General features: G+C 61.2%; 20 protein-coding genes and 1 tRNA gene. 11 read left to right on the top strand and 10 right to left on the bottom strand.

Annotated elements, in window-relative coordinates; genetic code table 11:
* Positions 1 to 568: 568 nt before the first annotated feature.
* From AC0L23_RS15040 to AC0L23_RS15055, 4 genes are all read right to left on the bottom strand, one after another.
* A complete protein-coding gene (locus AC0L23_RS15040) occupies positions 569 to 1,726 on the bottom strand; it encodes an IS110 family RNA-guided transposase (protein ID WP_085357166.1) in 1,158 nt (385 codons plus the stop codon).
* A 378-nt stretch (positions 1,727 to 2,104) separates the two neighbouring features.
* Positions 2,105 to 2,443: an ABC transporter substrate binding protein gene (locus AC0L23_RS15045; protein WP_473357084.1), complete on the bottom strand. Its 339-nt coding sequence runs from the start codon at positions 2,441 to 2,443 to the stop codon at positions 2,105 to 2,107.
* Positions 2,440 to 2,748 carry a type 1 periplasmic-binding domain-containing protein gene (locus AC0L23_RS15050; RefSeq protein ID WP_157643160.1) on the bottom strand — a complete coding sequence of 103 codons (309 nt, stop codon included), beginning with the start codon at positions 2,746 to 2,748 and terminating at the stop codon, positions 2,440 to 2,442. The genes AC0L23_RS15045 and AC0L23_RS15050 overlap by 4 nt, the downstream gene beginning before the upstream one ends.
* Before the next feature lie 383 nt (positions 2,749 to 3,131).
* Positions 3,132 to 3,602 (bottom strand): Cif family virulence factor, encoded by a 471-nt coding sequence (locus tag AC0L23_RS15055; RefSeq protein WP_018460466.1) that lies wholly within the window; start codon positions 3,600 to 3,602, stop codon positions 3,132 to 3,134.
* A 1,183-nt stretch (positions 3,603 to 4,785) separates the two neighbouring features.
* Between AC0L23_RS15055 and AC0L23_RS15060 the strand changes: the two genes are divergently transcribed.
* Positions 4,786 to 4,917, top strand: a complete 132-nt coding sequence (locus AC0L23_RS15060) for a hypothetical protein (protein ID WP_473357085.1) — start codon at positions 4,786 to 4,788, stop codon at positions 4,915 to 4,917.
* A gap of 664 nt (positions 4,918 to 5,581) precedes the next feature.
* Complete coding sequence (locus tag AC0L23_RS15065; RefSeq protein ID WP_247475444.1) at positions 5,582 to 6,991, top strand: patatin-like phospholipase family protein; 1,410 nt, start codon at positions 5,582 to 5,584, stop codon at positions 6,989 to 6,991.
* A 48-nt stretch (positions 6,992 to 7,039) separates the two neighbouring features.
* On the opposite strand, the gene AC0L23_RS15070 is transcribed toward AC0L23_RS15065, so the two are convergent.
* Entirely contained in the window at positions 7,040 to 10,390 is a 3,351-nt protein-coding gene (locus tag AC0L23_RS15070) for an adenylate/guanylate cyclase domain-containing protein (protein ID WP_085350202.1), read from the bottom strand.
* A gap of 706 nt (positions 10,391 to 11,096) precedes the next feature.
* Between AC0L23_RS15070 and AC0L23_RS15075 the strand changes: the two genes are divergently transcribed.
* Together AC0L23_RS15075 and AC0L23_RS15080 are read left to right on the top strand one after the other, a co-directional pair.
* Positions 11,097 to 11,420 (top strand): hypothetical protein, encoded by a 324-nt coding sequence (locus AC0L23_RS15075; RefSeq protein ID WP_473357086.1) that lies wholly within the window; start codon positions 11,097 to 11,099, stop codon positions 11,418 to 11,420.
* On the top strand, positions 11,421 to 12,119 hold the full coding sequence (locus tag AC0L23_RS15080) for a tyrosine-type recombinase/integrase (protein WP_473357087.1): 699 nt from the start codon (positions 11,421 to 11,423) through the stop codon (positions 12,117 to 12,119).
* Positions 12,120 to 12,180: 61 nt separating this feature from the next.
* Here the strand turns inward: AC0L23_RS15080 and AC0L23_RS15085 are convergent.
* From AC0L23_RS15085 to AC0L23_RS15105, 5 genes are all read right to left on the bottom strand, one after another.
* Positions 12,181 to 12,256: transfer RNA gene (locus AC0L23_RS15085), tRNA-Lys, on the bottom strand.
* 189 nt (positions 12,257 to 12,445) lie between these two features.
* Positions 12,446 to 13,069, bottom strand: coding sequence for a Spy/CpxP family protein refolding chaperone (locus AC0L23_RS15090; RefSeq protein WP_018457502.1), 624 nt, complete (start codon positions 13,067 to 13,069; stop codon positions 12,446 to 12,448).
* A gap of 192 nt (positions 13,070 to 13,261) precedes the next feature.
* A complete protein-coding gene (locus tag AC0L23_RS15095; RefSeq protein ID WP_473357088.1) occupies positions 13,262 to 14,266 on the bottom strand; it encodes a TRAP transporter substrate-binding protein in 1,005 nt (334 codons plus the stop codon).
* Between the two features lie 170 nt (positions 14,267 to 14,436).
* Complete coding sequence (locus AC0L23_RS15100) at positions 14,437 to 15,999, bottom strand: 2-isopropylmalate synthase (protein WP_018457500.1); 1,563 nt, start codon at positions 15,997 to 15,999, stop codon at positions 14,437 to 14,439.
* 429 nt (positions 16,000 to 16,428) lie between these two features.
* Complete coding sequence (locus AC0L23_RS15105; RefSeq protein WP_247820373.1) at positions 16,429 to 16,692, bottom strand: hypothetical protein; 264 nt, start codon at positions 16,690 to 16,692, stop codon at positions 16,429 to 16,431.
* Between the two features lie 277 nt (positions 16,693 to 16,969).
* Between AC0L23_RS15105 and AC0L23_RS15110 the strand changes: the two genes are divergently transcribed.
* The 7 genes from AC0L23_RS15110 (at position 16,970) to AC0L23_RS15140 (ending at position 25,561) form a co-directional block, all read left to right on the top strand.
* On the top strand, positions 16,970 to 18,190 hold the full coding sequence (locus AC0L23_RS15110) for an SMP-30/gluconolactonase/LRE family protein (protein ID WP_085385152.1): 1,221 nt from the start codon (positions 16,970 to 16,972) through the stop codon (positions 18,188 to 18,190).
* Between the two features lie 198 nt (positions 18,191 to 18,388).
* Positions 18,389 to 19,567 carry a calcium-binding protein gene (locus AC0L23_RS15115; RefSeq protein ID WP_473357089.1) on the top strand — a complete coding sequence of 393 codons (1,179 nt, stop codon included), beginning with the start codon at positions 18,389 to 18,391 and terminating at the stop codon, positions 19,565 to 19,567.
* Positions 19,568 to 19,577: 10 nt separating this feature from the next.
* A complete protein-coding gene (locus AC0L23_RS15120; RefSeq protein WP_473357090.1) occupies positions 19,578 to 20,681 on the top strand; it encodes an NAD(P)/FAD-dependent oxidoreductase in 1,104 nt (367 codons plus the stop codon).
* Between the two features lie 250 nt (positions 20,682 to 20,931).
* Positions 20,932 to 22,173, top strand: a complete 1,242-nt coding sequence (locus AC0L23_RS15125) for an ABC transporter substrate-binding protein (RefSeq protein ID WP_085350214.1) — start codon at positions 20,932 to 20,934, stop codon at positions 22,171 to 22,173.
* Between the two features lie 103 nt (positions 22,174 to 22,276).
* Positions 22,277 to 23,152, top strand: coding sequence for a branched-chain amino acid ABC transporter permease (locus tag AC0L23_RS15130; RefSeq protein ID WP_018457493.1), 876 nt, complete (start codon positions 22,277 to 22,279; stop codon positions 23,150 to 23,152).
* Position 23,153: 1 nt separating this feature from the next.
* On the top strand, positions 23,154 to 24,080 hold the full coding sequence (locus tag AC0L23_RS15135) for a branched-chain amino acid ABC transporter permease (RefSeq protein ID WP_085350215.1): 927 nt from the start codon (positions 23,154 to 23,156) through the stop codon (positions 24,078 to 24,080).
* Positions 24,080 to 25,561, top strand: coding sequence for an ATP-binding cassette domain-containing protein (locus AC0L23_RS15140; RefSeq protein WP_026233383.1), 1,482 nt, complete (start codon positions 24,080 to 24,082; stop codon positions 25,559 to 25,561). The genes AC0L23_RS15135 and AC0L23_RS15140 overlap by 1 nt, the downstream gene beginning before the upstream one ends.
* The last annotated feature ends 5 nt before the right edge of the window (positions 25,562 to 25,566 follow it).

Raw genomic sequence — 25,566 nt, forward strand, 5'->3', positions numbered from 1 at the left:
AGCTCGCCTGCAGCGCTCAAATCCCCATAGAGCCTGCCGCATCAGTCCTGCCCACCATGCGCGGTTTCCTTGTATGGGGCTTTTTTTGTCAAGGAGGCGTTTCAAGAGGCGACAGGTCGCGCATCTTTTCCTTCGTCAGTTTCTTTGTTCGATCTGAAAGCCGTTTCTTCGTCCCGACCCGCACTTCGCCTGCGCTGGCGTGCGCAGAAGCTGTCCAAGGTTGGCCGTCGCACGAATCATACCACAGGCTCCGCCGTTGCCAGGCCACACCTTGACAGCTTCGAGCACGACGGCACGGTTGGTGCGATCGGGATAACGATCGGAGGGGGAGCTCGCTTGCGGGCGCGATCAATCGCGCCACAACCTTGTATTCGGTGGGTCCAAGGACCCGAACCATGATGCAGTCATACGCATCGGCAGCGAAGCTCCGAAGCGGCGGACCCATTCTCCCTTTCGGCATTGAAAGCCAAGGAAACACGTCGGGACCCCGCCACCTCGAACCGTCATCGGCGACACCGTCACAAGCGGACAGACAGGGCCGAAACTGTTGGGTGTCGACCTCCGTTGATTATGCCGGCCGCAGAACGACGCCGTCCGGCACTACTCCCTCCCGCACGAGACGCCACAGGGCGATCAGGAGCTTGCGCGCCAAGGCCACGATCATGGTCTTGCGCGTCCCGCGGGCATTCTCGGTGCGGGCTCGAAACCACTGCGCCAAGGTGCTGTCCTTCTGGAACATGAGAAATCGCCACGCCAATTGGATCATGCCTCGTCGAACCCGAGCGTTGCCGGAACGGGTCAGCCCTTTCTCCCGGCGTTTTCTGCCGCTCTCGTCGGGCGAGCCCGTGAGGCCGGCATAACGCGCTACGGCCCGTCGGTCGCGCATGCTTCGCGACATTACCTCCTGCACCAGCATGTCGGCCGTCTCAACACCAACCCCGATCACGCGCGCCAGCAGGTGCACCATTGCATGTGGTCCATCATTGGGCGCTTGCTTGAGACGCTCCAGGCGAGCGTCCTCGATCTGCCGTATCTGATCGCTGACGAGCCGCCGGCGCGCCATGTCGCGACGCAGCTCAGCCAGGGTGTTGGGCGGGATCGGCTCGCCCTCGGGGGAGCGCAAGCCGTCAAGGCGTTCGGCAGCTTTCTTCAGCTTGGGATTGAAGCCGCGGATGCCGAGCCGGATCAACGCTGCTTTCATTCGGTTGACGATCCGACTTTGTTCTCCGACGAGGCTCTCGTGTTCGCGGTTGGGCCGCTTGGCATCTTCGTCCTGGATTGTCGGGATCGCCACCATCTTGCAGTGATCACGCTCGCCGCGCAGCCAGCCGAGAAAAGAGCGTTTGAGCAGCTCGGTGTCGAGCCGATCGGTCTTGGCGCGCCGGTGCTCGCGCGACACCGCCACACTCGATGCGTGAATGACGTGAGCCTCAATGTCGCGTGCCCTGAGCCAGCGCGCCAGCCAGAAGCCGTCACGGCCGGCCTCGAAAACGACGGCGATGCGTTTGATCCGATGCCCGGCCTTCGTTGCTTCCTCTCGCCATCGATGCAGCAACTTCAGCAATGCGCTCTCGTCGACCGCGAGCTTCTTCAATGGCTGGCGCTCGACGCCAGGCACGATGCCGGCGACGAGCCAGCTCAACAGACTCAGTTCGATAACTGCGATCAGCGTGCCATTCGGGTCGAGGGGGCTCGAGGATCGGCTCAGATCGTTCAACTTCTGCATGGGGCGCTCCATCGGTTCATCAGCAACAATGGATGCAATATCCTCGTCGCCGCCCCATAGCATCTCCCTTGGAGGCTTTCGGACGCCGGCCGCCCGAATGTGCCGCGCCGTCAATCATGCGGCCGGCATCCGAAACCCTTCACACGAGCGGCCTTCGGCGTCCCGGCTGCTTACTTCCGCTTGAGCTCCGGGGACCATCATCAGCGCCGGTCAGAATGTCCGAGATGGGCCCAACAGCAGACTCGTGCAGCGCAGAAGATCGTTATTCAATCACCTCGGCCGAGCAGCGTCGCAGGGAGATCGATGCCGAGCGCCTTGACCTTCGAGAACATCGGAATGCTCCCGGTCCTCAACCCGGAGGTCTGCAATCGGTGGTCATTAGCGGACAATCAACTCGTCAGCCCTCGCGACCAAATGCCGAGGAACAGATAGGCCCATATCTTTGGCAGCTTTGAGGTTGATCGCAAGATGGAATTCGCTCGGCCCTTCGACGGGCAAATCACTTGGCTTTGCCCCGTTGAGGATCTTCTCGACGAAATATGCGCCCCGACGCCATATTCCATCAATTGTAGGACCAAAGGCAAGCAGTCCGCCGCTCTGCACCCATTCTCGATATTCATGGGCGTTCGGAATTTTGTTTTCTATTCCGAAGTCGACAATCCTCTTCCGATCAAAGACGAACATCGGATCGGTGACGGTAGTCATCGCATCAATCATCGGATCCTGCCTTTTGCGCAGGATTGAAGCAAACGCGACCTCAAATTCCGGCGGTGAACGAACTTCAAACGTTCCACGATCACGTCGACATTCTGCCGGACCAGATCGGCAGCCATCCCAGGCAGAAGTTCCGAATGTCCTTTTGCCTCCCGCCATTCGATGGTGAGATTGTTGCCCTCCGAATAGCCGCGATCACTTAATTCGCGAACGAAGCCGTTTACCCAAGGATAGCTGCTCAAATTAGCCGTCAGATATCCAATGCGGTAAATCTTTTTAGATTGCGCGCTTGAGCCGCCAGCGGCCACACCGCAGCGCCGCCGAGTGCCGTTATGAACTCGCGCCGCTTCATGTCTGATGCCTCGGCAAAGGTAGAGACAACCTATCACTCGCCCCAAACTAACACATTGGGACTGGCCGGCCATGACTTCTGCCACAGAATCTCGAGTACGCCTGCCAGCCGCGCGATGTGCGGTGCGGGTTCAAAAGCGAAAACCTCAACGCGAGCATATTCAGTCCGCTAAGCCCCATGGAACGGACCTCAATGAGACGTGGATGGGCCACTTGCAGACATCGCGCGAGCGGTGTGCATTTCGAGGCAACCGTATTTCGCTTTCGGACGCGTGCAGCAAGATCAAACGCCCACCCTCAAAGAGGATGGGCGCGTGGTGACTTACGACATGATGACGTCCTACTTCTTCTCGGCGCTGGCTTCCTTAGCTGGAGGCGGCTTCATGCCGACGGTCAACTGGCGGATTTTTAAAGCGCCGCCTTCACGTATGTCGATGGCGCCCCAGAACACTGTAACCTTGGTGGCGTCGCCGCTCTTAGGGTCCTTACCGAAGATGTCGGTCTCGCCGTTGGCAACGACCAGATCGTTGTTGATGACCGACATGTTGCCGACTCTGATCTCTATATGATCGGTGCCGTTCTTGAAGTTGTTTTCGTATACGGTCTTGAGATCGGAAAACACACCGCCCGGGTTGATCTGGACCCCGTCCTTTGTATAGAGCGCAGCGACACAGGCCGCGTCTTTCTTGGCGACGCAGTCGGTGTAGGCGACGGCTAATTTTTCGGCCTCCTGCTTGACCTCATCGGCCAGTGCCGGTGCAGAGATGAAGGCGGAAGAACACAATGCCAAGAGCAATGAACGTCGCTTCATAGCAACTTCCCCTCTGGTTGTGATGCACAATTGCATCGCGACGTCCTCCTGACGTAGGACGTCGCGTTGCATTTGTTCCGAAGGGCATTCTGCCGTTAGGCTTTAATACTACTGGCTTGTGAGTATATGCCATTTTGCACGGCTTGGCGCGCGCCTACCTTGATCATCTACGACGGGGGCGGGCATTCCTCGATAATGCGGCGAATGCGGTCGGGAAAGACAGGCAAGTTGACGCATGTGACAGATGAAAGTGTCTTGCTCGACGCGCGCGATGGCCTTGTTATCCAGATTGTTTACCAAAGCGGCCGGCAAACGGCCCAAGCAATTGCTGGATCGCTATCAAGCGGCCAGAGGCACGCACATCCCGATCCAGCTACTTGTGCGCGACCGCACCGCTCGATAGGCCCACTAGTGAGAGGGAGTCTCGGAACTCGGCCTGCGGGACGCATAATGCGTTGCACTATCACTGATCTTGTCGGGGACCCATTCCTCCGCGGTTGAGTCCCAATGATGAGTGTCGTCGAAGTATTTCCAGAGTGGCCGCTTTGGCTTGCTTTCACCCTTCTGTCGGTTTGCATTCAGTGTGCGGAGTTGGACGACGAGCACCCCAGCCATCATCACCCATTCGCGAGCGCTATATCGGGAGTTCCATTTGATTGCGGCGAGCATTGGATGCCTCCTTTAAAGTAAGAAGCCTCTGCCACATTAGGGTGGGCCAAGAATGCAGGGATATAAACTACCTCACAGTTTGCCAACATCTTCGACATAGCCGCGGGCGATCTCACTGCGCGGCGACTGTAACCTACGTTCGTTCGGTACTCGGGCGTCATTTGCCGGGCCATCAAAACGCCCGCGACGATGTGTAGGATTGTTTTTTGGTCGCAAAGGCACGTCTCTCTTAGAGAGTGGATTTTATCGATCGTAGGTGCGCTCTCCATGGAGGTCAGCGCATGCTCCGTCCAAGGACGACTTCGGGTCAAAATGCGAAGAACTCAACCGGAGCAAATCTGGTCCGCCTTGCCGTACAGAGCGGACCTCAACGAAGCGCTCAGCGAGTTCGCTGACGCGCCAAAGGACTAAACCGCTCGCGCGGTAGAACGCCGCGGCTGGCGACACGGCAAAGCAATAGGCGACAGCTCATCGTGACGAGCGGGGCAATTGGTGCGTAGCTGGCGACGATCCGATGATCGAGGACGTGCTGATCTGGAAGTTCGTGGCGGAGCACCAACCATTGCACAAGAGCCAACTCGAATCCTCGATCGCGATTGTGTTCAACGTCGCGCTAGTTGGACCCCGTCGAGGCATCTCGACGTAAGCAGACTTACAAATGCGGTGATGCTCTTGACGAGCAGCTCGAAACAGTTTCGGCTCTGATAGCTCCGGGGGCTTTCCAGCCGCCAGAGATCAGTTTGCCTTATGGCCTTCAAATATCGAGGAGCTCACGTTTAGATTGTGTGGTGTGGTATTTTTGCTATAGCCAAGCCATTGAAAGTATAGGTGCCGCCAAACATTAAATCCCCATAGGCGATCGTCCTGATCGTCTGAAGGTTGTTTGACGCGACTAGCTCGATCACGCGGCATCGTCCTACGTCCCCCCAGCGCGGTTTCCTCCTTTGGAGGCTTTCGGACGCCGGCCCCCGTGTGCGCGGCAACACCGTCATGGGGCCGGCATCCGAAACCCTTCACATTACCGGAAGTCACGAAATGGACTACAGCTACTCCTACTACCGTCAGCGATTAATATCTAACGCGAACTGGTTCACACCTGTACGAGAGGGTCAAACGTAATCGCACGATACCAAGTCCTCGCGCTCCTAGCGTATGTGCGCTAGTTCGATGCGAAGGTCCAAGAAAGCGTCGAATATCCACCTCAACCGCGCTTTCCAATGATCCCAAAAACGATTAATCTCTTCCTCTTCACGCAATTCGGAAACTCGATCGGAGAATAAGCCACACGATAAAATAGATGGGAGGAACCAATGGTGAAGAGAGCGATTACGCTCGGCGGCGGCGGACCGGCAGCAGGGCTACACATCGGGGTTCTGAAAGCACTTGCTGAGGACGGCAAGACGTTCGACGATAAGTCTGATGTGTGGGCGTTGTCCTGCATCGGCGCCTGGGTTGGCATCGTCTACAATCAATTCGATGAAGAAAAAATCAAAAAAGAAAACAAAAGCAGAGCCGAGCTGACCTATGAATTCTTCAGGGACGGCGTGTTTCGGGACGATGAAGGCTATGAGCGTTTCCCCATAAACACCGTATTCGGGACGGATTGGAACGCCAACATCAAGGCCTTCCAGGACTTCGTCACCGATCCCAAAAGTTACAGTGATTTCCGATGGCAACCGTACAAAATGATGGAACAGATCCAGGGCAACATGTCCGCTTGGTTCAATCGTCTGCCTCGTGGTGAACAACCCTTCAAGGAATGGCGCGAAGGAGACATCAACAACTGGATACTCAATAAGGTGCTCGCACCTAATCCACTTGTCCGATACCTCACCTCCCTGATGTACTTGTCCAAGGTCAACGGCCTATCCAGGATCAACTATCCGGATAGCGAGTTTATGAAGAGCATAAAGTTCGACGAGCTGAAAAAGGACGGTATGCCACACATCTATCACAACGCCTGGAATCTCGACGAACAGAAGCTGGCGTTGTTTTCCAATCGTCGGATGAAGGAGGACGAGAAAAAGCAGTACAGGGGAGCTATCGACTCACGCAGCCTGTGTGCGTGTTCGTCTCTTCCCTTCGTCGAAGGGACGGTTGAGATCGACCAAGTTACATATTGCGAAGGGGCGTTAGTCGATACTGTGAACTTCGATAGCTTGCTCGAGGAGCACCCTGATTTGGATGAAATCTGGGTGAGCCGGATCGTCGATGCGAAGCAAATCCGCGTTCCGGAAAATCTTCACGATGCACTAGCAAATCTCTGCCAACTGTTTGCGGCAACGGTCGGTGAGGATGACGTCAAGCTTTTCAAATATCACGTCAAAGAGGCGCACACACTCGACAGAGCAGCCGAAGCCGGAATACTCGAGAAAGCGGTCGAGTGCGGGATGCTCGACAAACCAGCCGTGGACAGGAGGAACGGGAAAACGCCTTGGAGAGGCGTAGTCGTCGAGATTCACGTGCCGGGGCACATCAATTTCAAGTGGAACCACAGCAATCTCGAAAATTCGATAACGCTAGGATACGCCGCCGCTAAACAAGCAATCGATGCATTTAACAAAGCGGAAAACGAGATTAAGGCGAATAGTAAAGACGACAAGCTGCTCAAGCCCATTTTCATAAACGAGAATCCACAGGACGACCCGAATTGGTTAGAGCTGCGAGATCGTACTTATGCGGCTCTAAAGAGGGCGGCTAGTGGTGCCAAGCCCAAGTAAGCAGATCGCGTTGCGATTTAAATCTGCGCAAGCGTTGTCCCGGCTTGATCACCGTAGCCCATCGAGAAGCACCTTTGCCACCTTTAGATCATGCGTCTCGAACCCTTCGGTGAAGCTGGCATAAATCGGCGCGAGAAAATTGAGCGCTTCCTCGCGTCTGCCCTGATGGATCCACAGAGCAGCTTGGTCCGTTGCGGCGCGGAGCTCAAGCGTCCTGGCGTGTTGACTTCTTCCCGTGCTCAATGCCCGGTCGAGCAGCGCCTGCGCCTCGGCTTCCACGGCCGGTCCACCGCGGGCGACCAGCACCCGTGCCTTTAGACGATACAGTTCGGCTTCTAGGATTCGTTCGCTGTTACGGTTAGCTGTAGCTAGGCCGTGCTCGATCAACTCCAGCGCGGCCTCGTAGTCGTGACTATTTAACAATGGCGGACACAACAACACGTCGAGCGCGGTGATGGCCAGCTGATAACCGGCGCTGCGATATCCGTCCAAGACGGCACCGATCTCCCCCAGTGCGCTGGGTGAAGGATCGAGCGAAGCCACGCATATGCCCCGAAGGGCGCGCGCCAGGCGCCATTGCCGGAATCCATGTTCCTCGGAAAGGGCGATGCAACGTTCGGCATGACCTTGCGCGACCAGGAACTCGCCGCGAAGCGCGTGAAGAATGCATGCGTAGTAACAGGCATACGCCTGGGAATGCGGATGACTTATAGCGTCTGCGCGCCGAATGGCAGCGTCCATTCGCACAATTGCCGTATCGGGCTGGCCGAGCAGCCAGAGCGCCCACGACATCAGCGCCAGGTCCGCCACGCCGGCATCCTGGCCGGCCGAACGCGCCGCCAGCCTGTCGTCCTCGCTGCTCGCCTCGAACGCTTCATAGGCGCGTCCAATCGCTTCATGGGCACCGGTAAGCTGTCCCATGAAGAGGCGGATCATTGCCTGCCCGCGCATCGCGTTGAGCAACGCCGGTAGATCGTCGCGCGCTTCGGCGAGCTGGAGCAGGGCCGCGATCGTTTCCTCGGCGACCGGCAACTCACCGCGCATTACGCTCGCAGTGGTCAACCAGAACATCACCTGGAGTTGCTCGGGAGGGTCTCCCAGGCGCTCGCACAGCTCGCGCGCGCGGGCAAAGGTTGCCATCGCCTTGTTCGAGGCTGGCCCTTGCGTAGCGATCAGGCAGGGCCCAAGGGCGAAGTGGAAGGCAAGTTCCAGCTTATCCTTTCCGGCGCCTTCTGGCAGATGGCCCGAGGCCTCGATACCCCGCTGCAAGTGTGCGATGGCTTCAAGGTTGGCCGAGCGCATGGCGGCCTTCTTGCCTGCCTGCAGCCAATATGCCTCCGCCTTTTGAAACAGGCCGGCCTCTGTCAGATGATGCGCAAGAGTTTCGGGTTGAGTCTCCACAAGGTCCGGGAACCGTTGCTCGAAGGCACCCGCGATCGCAGCATGCAGCGCTGCGCGTCGGCTCTTCAGGAGTCCCGAGTAGGCAGCGTCCCGCACAAGCGCGTGCTTGAAGGTATAGATTGCCTGCGGTATCTCGCCCCGGCAGAATATCAACTCCGAGCGAACCAACTGAGCAAGCGCCTCCTCAAGTCTCTCTTTTGACAACCCGGCTACGGTGCTCAGCAGTTCGTAGGAGAACTCGCGACCCACCACAGCGCCGATCTGAGCCACCTCCCTCACTGGAGCCAATCGATCGAGCCTTGCCATCAGCGATGCGTGCAAACTCGTTGGAATCGCCATCGGGGGGAGAGGACGGTTGAGGACGTAGTGATCGTCCTGTTCATTTAATAGCCCGGTTTCGAGCACCGTCTTGGTCAGTTCCTCCACGAATAGGGGCACGCCATCGGTGCGGGCGAGGATCTGGTCCATTACCTCTTCCGGGAGCGTCTTGCCAGCGGTGACGCGCTCGATTAACGCCGCCCCGTTGCGTCGGTTCAGCCGCGTGAGCGAGATCGTCGTCACATGCGCATGACCTGGCCACGGCGGCGTGAACTCTGGCCTCGCCGTGATGAGCAGCAGCCCCCGAAGCCGGGGTAGGTGTTCCAAGGTCATCGTGAGCAGCTCCAGCGACGTCGGATCTGCCCAATGGACATCCTCTACAATGACGAACACCGGCTGTCTTGCGGCCAAGCCAGTTAGCTGGGACAAAAACGCCGCTAACGTTAGCTCCTTGCGCTTCTGCGGGCTCAGCTCTGGCATACGGTAGCGGTTACTCGGTGGAAGGGACAGAAGGTTGGCCAGAGGTAGCAACACGCGGTCGGCATCAGCCCGCACGAGCAGAGCCTCGAGCTTAGCGAACTTCTCTGCGGGCGGGTCGCCCCGCTCGAACCGGGCAGCGCGTTCGAGCTGGCGGGTGAAAGGATACAGCGCACTGTTGGTGTGGTGCGCCGAGCAGAACTGGCGCACCGTTATATGCGGTTCGCCTTGGAGCCGCTCCTCAAGCGCCAGCGCAATGTGCGACTTGCCGATACCGGGCTCTCCGGTGAGCATCACCGCGCAACCTTCGCTACGCCTGGCGTGCTGCCAGCGACGCAAGAGCATCTCGATTTCCTCGTCACGCCCGATTGGCGGCGCCAATCGAGATTTGTGCTGTGCCTCGAAGCGGCTTTCCACTTCGGTTGTTCCCAGTACCTGCCAGGCTGGCATTGGCTCGGCCCATCCTTTAAGCGCGACAGGGCCGAGATTGCGGAACTCGAAATGCCCATCAGTGAGCCGGTGCGTACTTTCGGAAATCAGCACGGTACCGGGATTGGCGAAGGTCTGCAGGCGCGCAGCCAAGTTTGGCGTCTCGCCAATGACCGTCTGCTCTTGAGCTGAACCTTCGCCGGTCAAATCGCCCACGACCACCATACCGGTAGCGATGCCAACGCGAACCTGCAGCTCGGTGGCGGGTTCTGTCCGGAGGCTAGCTACGGCATCGACCAGCGCCAGCCCGGCGCGTGTCGCTTGTTCGGCATCATCCTCGTGGGCCTGGGGATAACCGAAATAGGCGAGCACGCCATCTCCCATGTACCGCGCGATAACCCCTTCATTCCTGGCAACAACCTCTGCGATGCAGCGGTGATAGGTGCCCATTACGGCCCGCAGGTCCTCCAGATCAAGGCGGGCCGAAAGTGCCGACGAGCCGACCAAATCGCAAAACATTATTGTAAGCTGACGCCGGCCGGCGTGATCCGTCGAGGCCGGCTTAGCGCCCGCTTGAGGCGTTCGCAGGACCTCTCTCTGAAGTTCTACGATCGCGCGCAGCATCTTGCGGCGATGCCCAAGCAGGACGCCCAAATCTTTTAAATCCTGCTCCGTGAGATCGCGAACGACCGAGAGGTCGATGGCGTTTTCGCGGAATCGCTCGGCGTACTCGCCCAAACCGATCGATGCTAGCCACTCTGCAATACCTGCCATGGTATACCTATGGCTTATACGATGAGAATAGCACATTGGAGAGGCTTGCGAAGGCACATCTGTCGACCGAAGCGCCGGACGTCTTGCCCAATGTAACACAGTGGCCCAGGCGAAAAGTGAACGCCGCCGGGCGCGATGTCTGTTAGGGGTCAAAGTGCGAAGAACTCAACCTAAGCAAATCTGGTCCGCCATGCCTCATTAAGCGGACCTAGTCGAGATGTGCCGGTACTTCGCTAACGGGCCATAAGCGGGCAATCAATGCATGCCTCGTTAAGGGACCAGAAGCCCACATACCGAACAGCTCCCCCTCATCACCGAATCCCTTGGCACCTGGAGCTAAATGCGTAGACTGGGTCCGACCGAGCCAGGAGGGAGATTTGGCGATAGAGCGGCCAAATCGACGGCTGACGACGATCCTGGCGGCCGATGCAGTCGGCTAGCCCCCGCTGCAGCTTGCACGCTATCGGCTTCAGATCGACCTTGCGTTCGTTCAGCGACCTCGCACAGTTGATGTCGACTAGGGTGAAGAAGAAAACCTTCCTATCGGTCGCCCTAGTGGTGTTGTCGTAGCCAAAGTAAGGCTCCAGTTCCTCGCAGAGGAAATGGGCCCAGCATATCCGTGCCGAGCGACAGACCCTGAGCGGCGTAGGCGACGCCAAAAACTGCGAGACAGAGGGTGCGGCCTTGGACGAATGGAGGATGAACCGTGCGCGTCGTTCTGAAAGGAATTCATAAGGTCAAGAGACGGCTCGCAAATGGCGAGACGAAAGTACATTGCTACGCATGGCGTGGGGGCCCCGCCATCCATGCGCAGCCCGGTGCGCCAGACTTCGTTCGAGAGTATCACGATGCGCATGCGAGCCTTCGGCAGCCCCGCGCCGGCACCTTCATGACGATCGTTGCGCAGTACAAGGCCGCACCAGAGTTCACCGGACTAGCGGCATCGACCCGTCGTGCGTACCTCGCCTACATTAAGCTGATCGAAGATGAATTCGGCGACCTGCCGGTGGCAGCTCTGGCCGATCGTTGAGTGCGTGGTGAGTTCAAGGCCTGGCGCGACCTGTTCGCCGAGACACCACGTAAGGCGGACTACGCCTGGACCACGTTGGCGCGGATCATGTCGTTCGCAAAAGACCGCGGCATCATCGCGACCAACCCATGCGAGCGCGGGGGCCGCCTCTACGTAGCAGACCGCAGAGACAAGATTTGGACCGAGCAGGACATCGCAGCGGTTCTTGCGATCGCCTCTAGCGAGATCCAGCCCGCCTTAGTCCTGGCGTTGTGGAGTGGCCAGCGCCAAGGCGACTTGCTGCGACTGCCCTGGTCCGCCTACGAGAACCCCTACATTCGCCTGCGCCAGTCTAAAGGCGGGCGGCGCGTCGCGATGCCAGCCGGCGCGCCTTTGCGAACCCTTCTCGATATCACCGAGCGCCGAGGCCCCCTGATCCTGACCAACACGCTCGGTCGGCCATGGACGTCGGACGGCTTTCGCACGTCCTGGGGAAGGGCATGTGAGCGCGCCGGTATCGGTGAACTGACCTTTCACGACCTGCGCGGCACGGCAGTGGTGCGCCTCGCAATCGCAGGCGCCAGCGTGCCACAGATCGCAGCCGTCACAGGTCATTCGTTGAAAGACGTCGAGGCCATTCTCGATGCGCACTACCTCGGTCGCGACATTCAGGTCGCTGAAGCTGCGGTGGTGAAGCTCGAAGCGAGAACAAAACTGTAAACGGTGGTGTAAACGGCGCTGGTTTTGCCGTTTGCTCAGCCCGCTAAGTGTTTGAATTATATGGTGGGCGCACCAGGGCTCGAACCTGGGACCCGCTGATTAAGAGTCAGCTGCTCTACCAACTGAGCTATGCGCCCGAAAGGCGGTTAGAGCCTTGCGAGGCCGGTCGTTTAGCAAAGCGATCCGGGTCTGGCAAGCGATGGCGCGTAAGTTTTCCAAGGGTATGCCAAGGCTTTGCCAAGGGTTTGCCCACATCCCCCAAAAAAGCGAAAAGCCGCTGGATTCCAGCGGCTTCGCCAGGGTTGATCGGGGCAACGCTTGCAGGCTCAGAGCCGGCCCTCGCGGTCCCGGTCCGGGCCATCGTCGCGGTCGAAACGGTCGCGGTGGAAGTGGTCCATGCCGCGCTCCATCATGCGGTCCATTCCACGCTCCATGAAGTGGCGGCGCGGGCCGTCTTCGCCGCCGCCGAACGGGCCGCGGTGACGGGTCAGCACGGCGAGGCGCCGCTTCTGGCCCTCGTCGAGGGTCTTGTAGAGCGGATCGGCGGCATCGGCGATCTTCTTCAGGGCCGCCGACGTTGCGCCCATGTCCTCGGCGCGCTGACGCAGGCGGGCGACCGGATCCTCCGGCCTGACGGCGTCCTTGTTAGCGTCCTTGCCGGCATCGCCGGCGCCGGCATTCATCCGCGCATTGGCGCGGTCGATGCGCAGCTTGGCGAAGTCGCGCACGGCGGCCTCGACCGGCGGCCACAGCTTTTCCTGGTCGGCGTTGAGCTTCAGCCCGGCATGGACGGCAGCGATCCGCGCGTCGACCATGGCGGCGCGGTCTTCCGGGTTCATGCGGATGTGGCGCATGTGCTCGTGCATCCACGGGCGATGATACTGGGCATAGACCGCGCCCGAGCCGGCGATGCTGAGCACGGCGATGGCGGCGATGGTGAATTTCCTCATGCGAACTCTCCTCTGGAAGGATGTCGTGAGGATGAGCGCAGCGCGGCTTACGCGCAACTTACAACTTGGACAGGGAGCGAGTCCTTTCCAAGATGTAACGCTCCTGAATTTTAGTTCAGTCGCAATCGGAATCATTCGCAACAAAAGGGGCTTCCGCGCCAGGACGGAAGCCCCTTTCAACCTCCGTTCAAATCAGTTCGTCGTGCTCTTCGCTTCCTTCTGGAACTCGTCGATCAGCGGCTGGCCGACGCGGCCTGCGGCGTCCTTGTAGACCGGCGCCATGGCCTTGCGCATCGCTTCGTCCTGCTCCGGCGTGAGCTTGATGATCTCGCTCTTGCCGCTCTTCCTGATCTCGGCGAGCGCGTCCTCGTTCTCTTTCTGCGACTGCGTATTGTTGAAGTCGGTCGCTTCCTTCATCGCCTTCGTCAACTGGTCGCGGATGTCGGCCGGCAAATCGTCCCAGAACTTCTTGTTCACGATCACGACGTAGCCGATATAGCCGTGGTTGCTCTCGGTGATGTACTTCTGCACCTCGTGCATCTTCTGGGTATAGATGTTCGACCAGGTGTTCTCCTGCCCGTCGACGACGCCGGTCTGCAGCGCCTGGTAGACTTCGCCGAACGCCATCACCTGGGGCAGCGAGCCGAGCGCCTTGAACTGGGCCTGGAGCACGCGCGAGGACTGGATGCGGAACTTGACGCCCTGATAGTCGGCCGGCGTCACCAGCTTCTTGTTGGCGCTCATCTGCTTGAAGCCGTTGTCCCAATAGGCGAGGCCGGTGATGCCCTTCGGTTCGAGCAGCTTGAGCAGCCTGGCACCGAGCGGACCTTCCGTCACCTTCCGCAGCGTCTTCAGATCAGGCAGGATGTAGGGGAGATCGAATACCTCGAACTCGCGGATGCCGAGCGGGCCGAACTTGGAATTGGACGGCGCCAGCATCTGCACGCTGCCGAGCTGGAGCGCCTCGAGTTCTTCCTTGTCCTTGTAAAGCGTCGAGTTCGGGTAGATCTCGACCTTGACCTTGCCGCCGGTGTACTTCTCGGCGAGTTCCTTGAATTTCTCCGACGCCTTGCCCTTCGGCGTGTCGGTGGCCACCACGTGGCTGAACTTGATGATGATGGGCGACTGGGCCGATGCCGGCCCGGTCAAGCCAAGTGCCAGGACCGCGATGGACGCAGCGATCGCGAAGGTGCGCATAATCTCTCCCTGTTGTTATTTGGGCCACCGGGCGCGCGGGTGGCCTATGCCGTCAGCATCAATACAGGTCGACATCACCAGCTGCTATTGGTCGTTAGCAGGGCAGCCATTCATGGTGAACGCCGCAAGCACCGCCTCTCCCGCTTCCGGAAGAGGCGGTAGTAGCAACCTCAGCTCGCCGCCGCGGTCGTTACGGTGTCGCGCTGGCGTTTCATGACGATCTTGTTGAGCGCGCCGAGATAGGCCTTTGCTGAGGCCACCAGCGTATCCGGATCCGCCGCGCGCGCGGTCATCGCGCGTCCCTCGTGCGACAGCCGCACCGAGACTTCGGCCTGCGCGTCGGTGCCTTGGGTCACGGCGTGGACCTGGTACAGCTCGAGCTTGGCTTCGTGCGGCACCAGGCGCTTGATGCAGTTGAACACGGCATCGACCGGCCCGTTGCCTTCGGCCTCCTCGATCTTGATCTGGCCGTCGACATCGAGCTTCATCGTCGCGCGCTGCGGGCCATGGGTACCGGCGATCACGGTCAGCGAGGTCAGCTTGATGCGGTCGTGCGAAGCCGCCATCTCCTCGTCGACCAGCGCCTCGATGTCCTCGTCGTAGATGTCCTTCTTGCGGTCGGCCAGCGCCTTCATCCGCGTGAACGCATCTTCCAGCTGGTTCGGACCGAGCTTGTAGCCCATCTCCTCCAGCTTGTGCACGAAGGCGTGGCGGCCGGAATGCTTGCCCAGCACCAGCGAGGACTGCTTGAGGCCGACCATCTCGGGCCGCATGATCTCGTAAGTGGAAGCGTCCTTCAGCACGCCATCCTGATGGATGCCGCTCTCATGCGCGAACGCGTTGCGGCCGACGATGGCCTTGTTGTACTGCACCGGGAACGAGGTCGCCGCCGACACCACCTTCGAGGCGCGGGTCAGCTGCGTCGTGTCGATCTTATTCCAGAAAGGGAATTTGTCGTTGCGCACGTTGATCGCCATCACGATCTCTTCCAGCGCGGCGTTGCCGGCACGCTCGCCGATGCCGTTGATGGTGCACTCGACCTGGCGCGCGCCGCCAATGACGCCTGCCAGCGAGTTCGCCACCGCCATGCCGAGGTCGTTATGGCAGTGCACGGAGAACACCGCCTTGTCCGAGTTCGGCACGCGCTCGATCAGCGTCTTCATGAAGTGGGTGTATTCGTCGGGCGTGGTGTAACCGACGGTATCAGGAATGTTCACCGTGGTGGCGCCGGCCTTGATGACGGCTTCGACGATGCGGCACAGATAGTCCATCTCGCTGCGGGTGCCGTCTTCGGCCGACCATTCGACGTCGTCGATCTGGTTGCGGGCGCGCGCGACCATGGCCACCGAGGTCTCGAGCACCTGCTCCGGGGTCTTGTTCAGCTTCACCCGCATATGAAGCGGCGACGTCGCGATCACGGTGTGGACGCGGCCACGCTTGGCGAATTTCACCGCTTCTGCGCAGCGGTCGATGTCGGCCGGATGGGCACGCGACAGACCGGCGATGACGGCGTTCTTGGAGCGGCGGGCGATCTCGCTGACCGCCTGGAAGTCGCCTTCCGAGGTAATGGGGAAGCCGGCCTCGATGACGTCGACGCCCATATCGTCCAGCATCTCGGCGACCTCGAGCTTCTCCTCGAAGGTCATGGTGGCGCCGGGGCACTGCTCGCCGTCGCGCAGGGTGGTGTCGAAAATGATGACGCGGTCCTTATCGGACTTGTTCACGGGGGCCATTTGAATTTCCTTTTGAGCTTTTTGCGCCGTCAGTCTTCTGGGCGCTTGAGGTGTCCGGTGATCTCGACCAACCCCTGAGCGCCCAGGCGCATGGCGCCCAGCCGGCCCTCAGGGGCAAGTAAGAAGAAGCCCGCCAATCAGGAGGGTGGGCAGCAGCGCGGCCGGGATCGCGGCGGCGGCAAGAGCCACCTCCCCCGAAATCCCATCGATTTGGCCGCGAATCAGCATTACCGGACCCTTTGAGCCCTCAAATCCTCGGTCAAAACCGTTGACGGTTGGTTGCCGGGAGGCTCGATGCGTCGTTTCTAGACGAGAAATGGCAGCAACCGCAACGCCAAAAGATGGACAGAAGGGCTGACATGATCGCAGCGCCGGATGCGTGACCGGTGCCAAGTGTTTGGCCGACCGAACGCCGGCAAGGCGGTCAAGCTATGCCGAGCGGCGAGCGCGAGCCCTGCTCTCCCAGCGGTTCAGCATCTGACCGAGCTCGCTGGTGGCAACCGGCGTAGCCGTGCCAGCGATCGCGATATCGTTGGTGTTGGCTGGTGCGTTGGCACTGAGCCAATCCGGCTCGCTGTACTCACGCCAGCGGCGCGCCTCGGCTCGTCTTTTTCGGGAGACGTAGTCGCGCGAGAAATAGCCGGCCGCAAATGCAATCCCGAGCAGCAAAACCAGTACGACGACAGCGACCACAGTAAACTCCGACTTACGCCCCGAATGACGTTCTGCCAGCATCGCGCAGGAGGTCAAGGCTTGACATGCTCCACAGCTTGGCAAAGCCCGGAGCGCAGTTCCGGTAACCCCGTCACGCCGGATGAATTTGTCGTTTCCATGTTCGACGTTGCAGCGCTTTGCCGCCCCGATCTCGCTGAGGATGCTTACCTCCCCCTCGCAACCGTCATCGGACCGGACTAACCTTGCCCTGCTCGGCCGGATCAACCGGCTAGCCGAACATGACCGGGAGGACGCGATGACACGCCAAAAGCAGCGTGACCAGGATGCTGCGCTTTCACGACGAACGCTCGTTCAGGGGTTTGCGCTCGGCGCCGCCACTTTTGCCGGCGCCGGCTCCGCGCTGGCCCAGACCGGACCAGCCGCGCCGCCGACGACGATTACCACCCCGCCACGCGATTTCGGTCCCAACGGCGCGCCGACCACCTATTTCTGGGACCCCGATGTCGTCACAGTCGATCCGTCCTTCAACGATCTCGCGCAGCCCAACACGGCGATCAAGCGTCTCTATACGGGTTTGCTGTGGGCTGAAGGCCCGGCGTGGAGTGCACAGGGCCGCTATCTGCTCTGGAGCGACATTCCCAACAACAGGCAGATGCGCTGGAGCGAAGACGACGGTCGCGTCAGCGTATTCCGCTCGCCGTCCAACAACTCCAACGGCAACTCGTTCGACTTCCAGGGCCGTCAACTCTCTTGCGAACATTTGACCCGGCGGGTGACGCGTTATGAACATGACGGGACCGCGACTGTGCTTTGCGACAACTACAACGGCAAGAAGCTGAACTCGCCGAACGATGTCGTCGCCCATCCTGACGGCAGCTACTGGTTTACCGATCCACCCTACGGCGGCCAGCTCTACGAAGGTGAGCCCGATGCCGCGGGCGGTCCGAGCAATTCCGGCGGCAAGCTCAATCCGCGCATTGGACAGCCGGCCGGCTTCGCACCGGGCAAGCGCGAGCTGCCGACCAATTGCTATCGCATCGATCCTAGCGGCCGTGTCGACCTCGTCGTCACGGAGGAGCAGGTGCCCGACCCGAACGGGCTGTGCTTCTCGCCGGACTTCAAGAAGCTCTACGTCGTATCAACCGGCAAAGGCCCCGGCGACACCGGCCCCGGCGGCAAGGGTGAGATTTTCGTTTTCGACGTCGGCGCCGACAACAAGCTCACCAACCACAAGCGGTTCAGCGAGTGCGTGATCGACGGCGTGAAGTGCGGGCCGGACGGCGTGCGCTGCGACGTCAACGGCAATGTCTGGGCCTCTAGCAATGCCGGCCGCGCCGTCGGCTACAGCGGCGTGACGACGTGGTCGCCGGAGGGCAAGCTGCTCGGCCGCATCCGGTTGCCCGAAGTGTGCGGCAACATCTGCTTCGGCGGCCCCAAGCGCAATCGCCTGTTCATGGCGGCGAGCCAATCGCTCTATGCGGTGTACACGGCCACGCAAGGCGCCGGACCGGGCTGAGCCCGCGCGCAAGATCGCAAGCACGGGCGTCGGCGTGGATCGCCGGCGCCCGCGGTTCCCTGATCGCAATCAAATTACGCCGCGGGCAAATCTCCGCCATTAATCCAACGAAGATTGAATCGCGCGGCAAGGCCGCAGCGCGGTGCAAAGGCATGATGCTCTTCGTTCTCGCGCCCGACTTGAACCGGGAGTTGCGCGATGCGCCGTATGCCGAACGACACCATCATCGTCAGCGTGGGGAACCAGCAATTCGTGACGGAGTTCGGAGACCCGGGCCTTCCGAACGGAGGCCGCGGCGGCAGCGACAGGATGATCGCGACCGTCGACGGTGGCAACGCGGTCCTGATATTCGTTGGCGACGACCAGACCCTCCAAGGACATTCTCACGGAGGAGGCGACCATCTCGCCGCGACCGTCACAGGCTTCGGGGACTACGTGTTCCTGGACGGCGATGCGCAGGCGATGTCCGGCGACGCCCATGGCGGCAACGATGTACTTCATGTCGATGCATCGACATCGATCTACGCGTCTCTCGGCATTTTTGGCGATGCCGAAAGCGCGATGTCGGCCGACACGAGCGGCGGCAATGACGTCGTCATTGCATCGATGGGAAACAGATCGTCCGGCACGTTCAGCGGAGACTCCGGCAGTTCCATGAGCGATCACGCGCGTGGCGGCAATGATATTCTCAGCGTGACCCAGGTCGGCAGTTACGGCGGCGCTTCGATATCAGGCGATGCCCTCGTCTCCATGAGCGGAGATGCGCACGGCGGCAACGACATCCTCAGCTACACCGTCGGCGCCGGAGCCCAATCCGGCGCCGCGTCTCTGGTCGGAGACGCCGGCTACATGAGCGACGATACCCACGGCGGCAACGATATCCTGATCGCTGCCGTCGACGGCAACCCGGACTCCACGTCCATCGTGCTCGTCGGAGACGCCTCGAACATGTTAGGTAATGCGCATGGCGGAGATGATATCCTCCTCGGCAGCAGCCGCGACGATTTGCTGTATGGCGATGCACAGACCTACGCTCCGTTCACGGCAGGCTCAATCACGGGCGGCAAGGACATGCTGAATAGCGGTCGCGGAAATGACCAGCTCTGGGGCGGACCGAACGACGACAGATTCGTCTTCAACAAAGGTTCAGGCCTGGACGTGATCAACGATTTCGACCAGGGCAACAAGGCTGTCACGGCGCGAGAGCATGATTTGATCAATTTGCACGATTACGGCTTCGCAGACTGGGCGGCGCTGAAAAGCCTGATCAGCGATGACAGCACAGGAAGCGCGGTGATCCACCTGACGGCGACCGATACGATTACGCTGGAGGGGATCCATACCGCGGATCTCCATGCAAAGGATTTCATTGTGTAAGGGAGCATTCATGCGCGTTGTGATCTGCGGCGGCGGCGTCATCGGCGCCTGCACCGCCTGGTTTCTCCGCCGCCGCGGCATCGACGTCATCGTCGTGGAGCGCGCAGACGTCGCGGCCGCAGCATCAGGCAAGGCGGGCGGCTTCCTCGCGCGCGACTGGTGCGAGGGCTCGCCGCTCGATGCGCTGGCGCGACGGAGCTTTGCGATCCATGCGCAGCTGCCGGAACAGATCGCAGGCGATTGGGGCTATCGCCCGATGACCGCTTATAGCGGCTTCGTTGCCGCCGATGGCCACCCGCGCCGGGATGCACCGTCCGCGCTCGGCTGGCTCAGCAACGGCGTCATCATCGCCCAGCGCATCGGCACGATGGAGACCGCCGCGATCGTTCACCCCAAAAAATTCACCGTAGCCGTGATGAACGCGGCGCTCGCGGAAGGCGCCGAGTTTCGTCCCGGCCAGGTGACCGGCATCATGCGCGATGCGAACGGCACCACCGCGACGGGCGTCGAGGTCGACGGCGGCATCGTCGAGGCGGACGCCGTCGTGATCGCGATGGGACCATGGTCGCTGCTCGCGGCGCAATGGATGAGCCTGCCCGCCGTCTACGGCCAGCGCAGCCCGAGCATCGTGTACGACACCGGCACGGATGCGCCGGCCGATGCGCTGTTCCTGGAGTATGAAGAGAATGGCAGTGCCGTGTCGATCGAGGTCTTCCCTCGCGCCGACGGCAGCACGCATATCACCGCTCTCTCCGACATCGCGCCGCTTCCGCTGGATCCGGCTGCCGTGACGCCGGACCACGACGCGATCGCGCGCCTGCAAACCATGTCCGAGCGGCTGTCGCCCCTGTTCCGCTCCGAGAGGATCATTGCGCAACAAGCCTGCTTCCGGCCGGTGACACAGGACGGCCTGCCGCTGATCGGCAAGGTGCCGCAAAGTGAAGGTCTGTATGTTGCGACCGGGCACAATGTATGGGGCATCCTGAATGCGCCCGCCACGGGCGAGGCCATGGCGCAATTGATCGCGGAAGGTGCGACGCGCAACGTCGACATCTCGCCATTCGATCCGGCCCGGCTCGCGCCGCTCGATCCATCGCTGCTGCAAGCGCGCTGAGCCGACGCGACGGCATCGCAATTCAGCGTTCCGGTTGCTGTGCGCCCGCGATAGCTGCGCATGCCTACCGACGAAATCTGCATGCCTGCGCGTGAAACGGGTCCGACAGCTTTCCTGCCCGCTATTGCCCAGCGCTAGACTTTAGTTCGTGCCTCACAATCCTGAACGCGGTTTCACTTGCCGAGAATGTCTCCGCCGGTATAGTCGCGGCACAATGGCTCATAAGAGGCCTGTTAAGGGAGAGAACAAGATGAAGAAACCGCTCTCTGTTGCGTTGCGAATAGCACTCGGTACCGCCGCGGCCGCTGTGTTGATGAGCTCAGGCGCGGCGCTTGCGGCCGACCCGATCAGGATCGGCGTGATCGCGGAAGCGCAGGCGATTGCCGGCGCCTCCATCCCCCAGGCGGCACAGCTCGCCGCCGACGAGATCAACGCCAATGGCGGCGTCGACGGCCGCAAGATCGAGATCGTCTCTTACGACAATCATTCCTCCTCGGCAGATTCAGTGCGCGCCTTCCAGCGCGCGGTGAACGAGGACAAGGTCAATGCGGTCATCGCCAGCTACATCAGCGAAGTCGTGCTGGCACTGGAGCCCTGGGCCTCGCGGCTGAAGACGCCGTTCGTCACGCCCGGTGCCGCCTCCAACGAGATCAGCAAGAGCGTCCATGCCGACTACGAGAAGAACAAGTACACCTTCCACGGCTATCTGACCTCCGCCGCGCTGGCGCTTTCCGTCTGCGACGGCGCCAAGGACCTGCTCGTCGACAAGATGCACATGAAGACCGCGGTCATCATGAGCGAGGACGCCGCCTGGACCAAGCCGCTCGACATCGGCTACGAGGAATGCCTGCCCAAGATCGGGCTGAAGGTGCTCGACCACATCCGCTTCTCGCCCGATACCACCGACTTCACGCCGATCTTCAACAAGATCGAAGGCTCCAAGCCCGACGTGATCATCACCGGGATCTCCCATGTCGGCGTGCAGCCGACGGTGCAGTGGAAGAACCAGCAGGTGCCGATCCCGATGTTCGGCATCTCCTCGCAGGCCACCAACGAGACCTTCGGCAAGGACACCAATCAGGCGGCCGAGGGCGTACTCTACCAGGGCGTCTCCGGCCCAGGCGTCGCGGTGACGCCGAAATCAGTGCCGTTCGCCGAAGCCTTCAAGAAGAAGTTCGGCAACTATCCCTCCTATGCCGGCTACACCGCCTATGACGAGGTCTACTACATCGCCGATGCGGTGAAGCGCGCGGGCTCGACCGACGCCGACAAGCTGGTCGCCGCTCTGGAGACGACCGACTGGGAAGGCACGATCGGCCGTGTCCAGTTCTACGGCAAGGACGATCCGTTCACGCACTCGATCAAATACGGCAAGGGCCTGATCACCGGGCTGATGCTGCAATGGCAGGACGGCAAGCAGAGCGCGGTCTGGCCCAAGGAAGTCGCCAAGGTCGACGTCAAGTTCCCGAGCTTCATCAAGCTCTCGAACTAGCAGGACACGCTCCCGGGACCAGCTCCCGGGAGCTTCCACATGCGGCCCCGCAGCACGTTGCTCCAGCAACATCGTCTCTCATAAATCGGATTGCCAACCCTAGATGCGTGCTTTCCAGATTCTGATCGATGGCTTTGCCATCAGCGCTCTCTATGCTCTCGGTGCCACCGGCTTCACGCTGATCTTCGGCGTCTCCGGCGTCCTCAACCTCTCCCACGGGGCCATCATGGTGGCGGCAGCGGTGGCGGCCTGGGCTGCCGCCAGCATCCTGAATGTCGGCACCTATGCCGGCGCACTGATCGGCGTCGGTGTCGCCCTCCTTACATCCTTTGCGACCTATTTCGCGGTGGTGAAGCCGATCCAGGATTCCCGGCGCATCCCGAATGAAGAGAAGGAGATCTTCGTCCTCACCGGCACGCTGCTATGGGGGATCATGATCCAGGAGGTGATCGCTTATTTGTTCACCAACAACGCCAAGACCGTGCTGCCGATCGTCGAGGGCGTGGTCGAGATTCTCGGCGTCCGCACGCCCAGGAACGAGATCTTTACCGCGATCGTGTGCTGCTTCGTCATCGCTCTGTTGTGGCTCCTGGTGAACCGCACCCGCACCGGTAAGGCGGTGCTGGCGGCCTCGATGAACCCACGCGGCGTCACCCTGCTCGGCCTCGAGCTCACCAACATCTACGTCGTGGTGTGGGCGATCTACGGCATCCTCGCCGGCATCGCCGGCGTGCTGCTCGGAATGTTTCTCGGCGTCAGCTCCTACAGCGTCGGACCGCTGACCGCGAGCGCGTTCTCGATCGTCGTGCTCGGCGGCCTCGGCAGCGTCTCCGGCTCGCTGATCGCAGCCTTCGTGGTCGGCTATCTCGAAACGCTCACGGCCTATCTGGTCTCGCCGGCCTACCGCACCATTCCGGCGCTGCTGCTGCTCGTGTTCGTGATGTACATCCGGCCCCAGGGCCTTCTGGGGAGGCGCTGAGATGGCCAGCTTCTTTACGACACGCCTGTTCTTCATCTCATTCGCGCTCGTCGTCATCGCGGCGACGCTGCCGCTCTACGTCTCCGGCTACGTGCTCGGGCTTCTCACCGTCGCCTTCTATTTCGGCGTGTTTGCAATGGCGTGGGACCTGCTGTTCGGCTTCGCCGGCGAGGTCAATTTCGGGCCGACCTTCCTGATCGGCGTCGGCGCCTACACCGCCGGCATCCTGAATGCCCAGTTCGGCTGGTCAGTCTATCTCTGCATCGTGCTCGGCGCGCTCGCCTCCGTCATCGCCGGCCTCGTGCTGGCGCTGCCGGCGCTTCGGGTGCGCGGACCGTATTTCGGCCTGACCACGCTGGTCGCGGTGCTGATGCTGCAGAATTTCATCGTGGTGTTTGCCGACCTCACCGGCGGCGAGATCGGCTTGACCATTCCCGACGTCATCTCCATCAACGCCGGCGTCAATTACTGGATCGCGCTCGGCTTCATGACGATCTCGGCGGCCATTCTCTATGGCCTGTCGCAATCGCCTGTTGGCCTGGTGCTGCAAGCCAGCGGCCAGGACCCGGTCCAGGCCGGCGCGCTCGGCTTCAACATCGTCAAGCACAAGCTCGCCGCCTTCATCGTCAGTGCGTTCTTCTCGGGGTTATCAGGCGCGCTGCTGGTGTTCTACTTCGGCACCGCCTCGGTCGGCACCGTCGTCGACGTCGCGGTCGGCGTCAACGTGATCGTCTCAGCCGTGCTCGGCGGCCGGCGCACCGTGCTTGGCGCGGCACTCGGCGCGATCTTCCTGATCGTCGCCGGCGAATTCCTCAGGCCCACCGGCGAGCTCGCGACCTTCATCGTCTCAGCTGTCGCGCTGCTCGTCGTGCTGTTCTTCCCCGGCGGCTTTCTCGGAGCGGCCCTCTCGCGTGAGGCGCGCTCGTGATGGATATGCGATCTTCAAACCGGGCCGTGCTCGAAGTCCGCGGCCTGACCAAGCGCTTCGGCGGACTGACGGCGGTGAAGAACCTCGGCTTCGAGGTCAATAGCGGCGAGATTTTTGGCCTGATCGGGCCGAACGGCTCGGGCAAATCGACCGCGATGAAGAGCGTCATGGGCATCGAACGCCCGACATCAGGCGAAGTCGTATTCGAGGGCGAGAACGTCGCGGGCTTGCCGGCGCACAAGATCGCGCGCAAGGGCTTTGGCATGGTGTTCCAGCATTCGCGACCGCTGAACCGGCAGACTGTGCTGGAGAACATCATGGTCGCGCTGCTGCCGGACAGCCTGTTCATGCTGTTTCCGGACAAGGCGCTGCTCGAGCGCGCCAAATGGATCGCCGATCGCGTCGGGCTCGGCAACGTGATGAACCGCCGCCCGCCGACGCTGCCCTTCGCCGACTTGCGCCGGCTCGAGCTGGCAAAGGCTATCGCGCGCGATCCCAAGGTCGTGCTGGTGGACGAGCCCTTTGCCGGGCTGACGCGGGCCGAGGTCGAAATGTTTTCCGACCTGATCCGCAGTTTCCGCGACGAGGGCCGCGCGGTGATGCTGGTCGACCACAACGTCAAGAGCGTCGCGGCGTTGGTCGACCGCGTGCTCGCGATGTATCTCGGCGAGGAGATCGTCACCGGCAAGGCCGAGGACGTCATGAAGAACGAGACGGTGCGGCGGGTCTATCTCGGCGGCGCCATCGAGACCCATGCGCGGCCCGAGACCAGCTTCAAGGACAAGGTGCCGCTGCTCCAGGTCGAGAATGTCAGCGTGTTCTACGGCAAGGCGCAGGCGCTGGAGAACGTCTCGATCCACGTCCATGAGGGCGAGTTCGTCTCGATCGTCGGTCTCAACGGCGCCGGCAAGACCACATTGTTCAACACCATCTCGGGCTTCCTGCCTTATAGCGGCGAGATCGTGCGCAACGGCGAGAAGCTGCGCGGCACGACGCCGGCGAAGATCGCCCGCAGCGGCCTCGTGCAGTGCCCGGAATCGCGCGAGCTGTTCGGCGAGATGAGCGTGCGCGAAAACCTCGATCTCGGCGGGCAACATCTGGCCGACGACAAGCGCGCGGCACAGCTCGCCTGGCTGTTCGAGCTATTCCCGATCCTGAAAGAGCGTCAGGGCCAGATGGCGCAAACGCTCTCCGGCGGCGAGCAGCAGATGCTTGCGATCGGCCGCGCGCTGATGATGCAGCCGCAGATCCTGATCCTGGACGAGCCGACGCTGGGCCTCGCCCCCGTCATCCTCGAACTCCTGTCCAAGGCCCTAACCAGGCTGCGGCAGACGACATCGATCACGGTGTTGCTCGGCGAGCAGAACGTGACCTTCGCGCTTCCGCATGCCGACCGCGTCTATGTGCTCGAGCATGCAAGGATCGTCTGGGAGGGCGATCCGGGCCGCTTCGCCGCGGAGGCTGGCGCCGATTTTCTCTAGTTCGC

This window comes from Bradyrhizobium sp. MI1.4 (assembly GCF_055811315.1).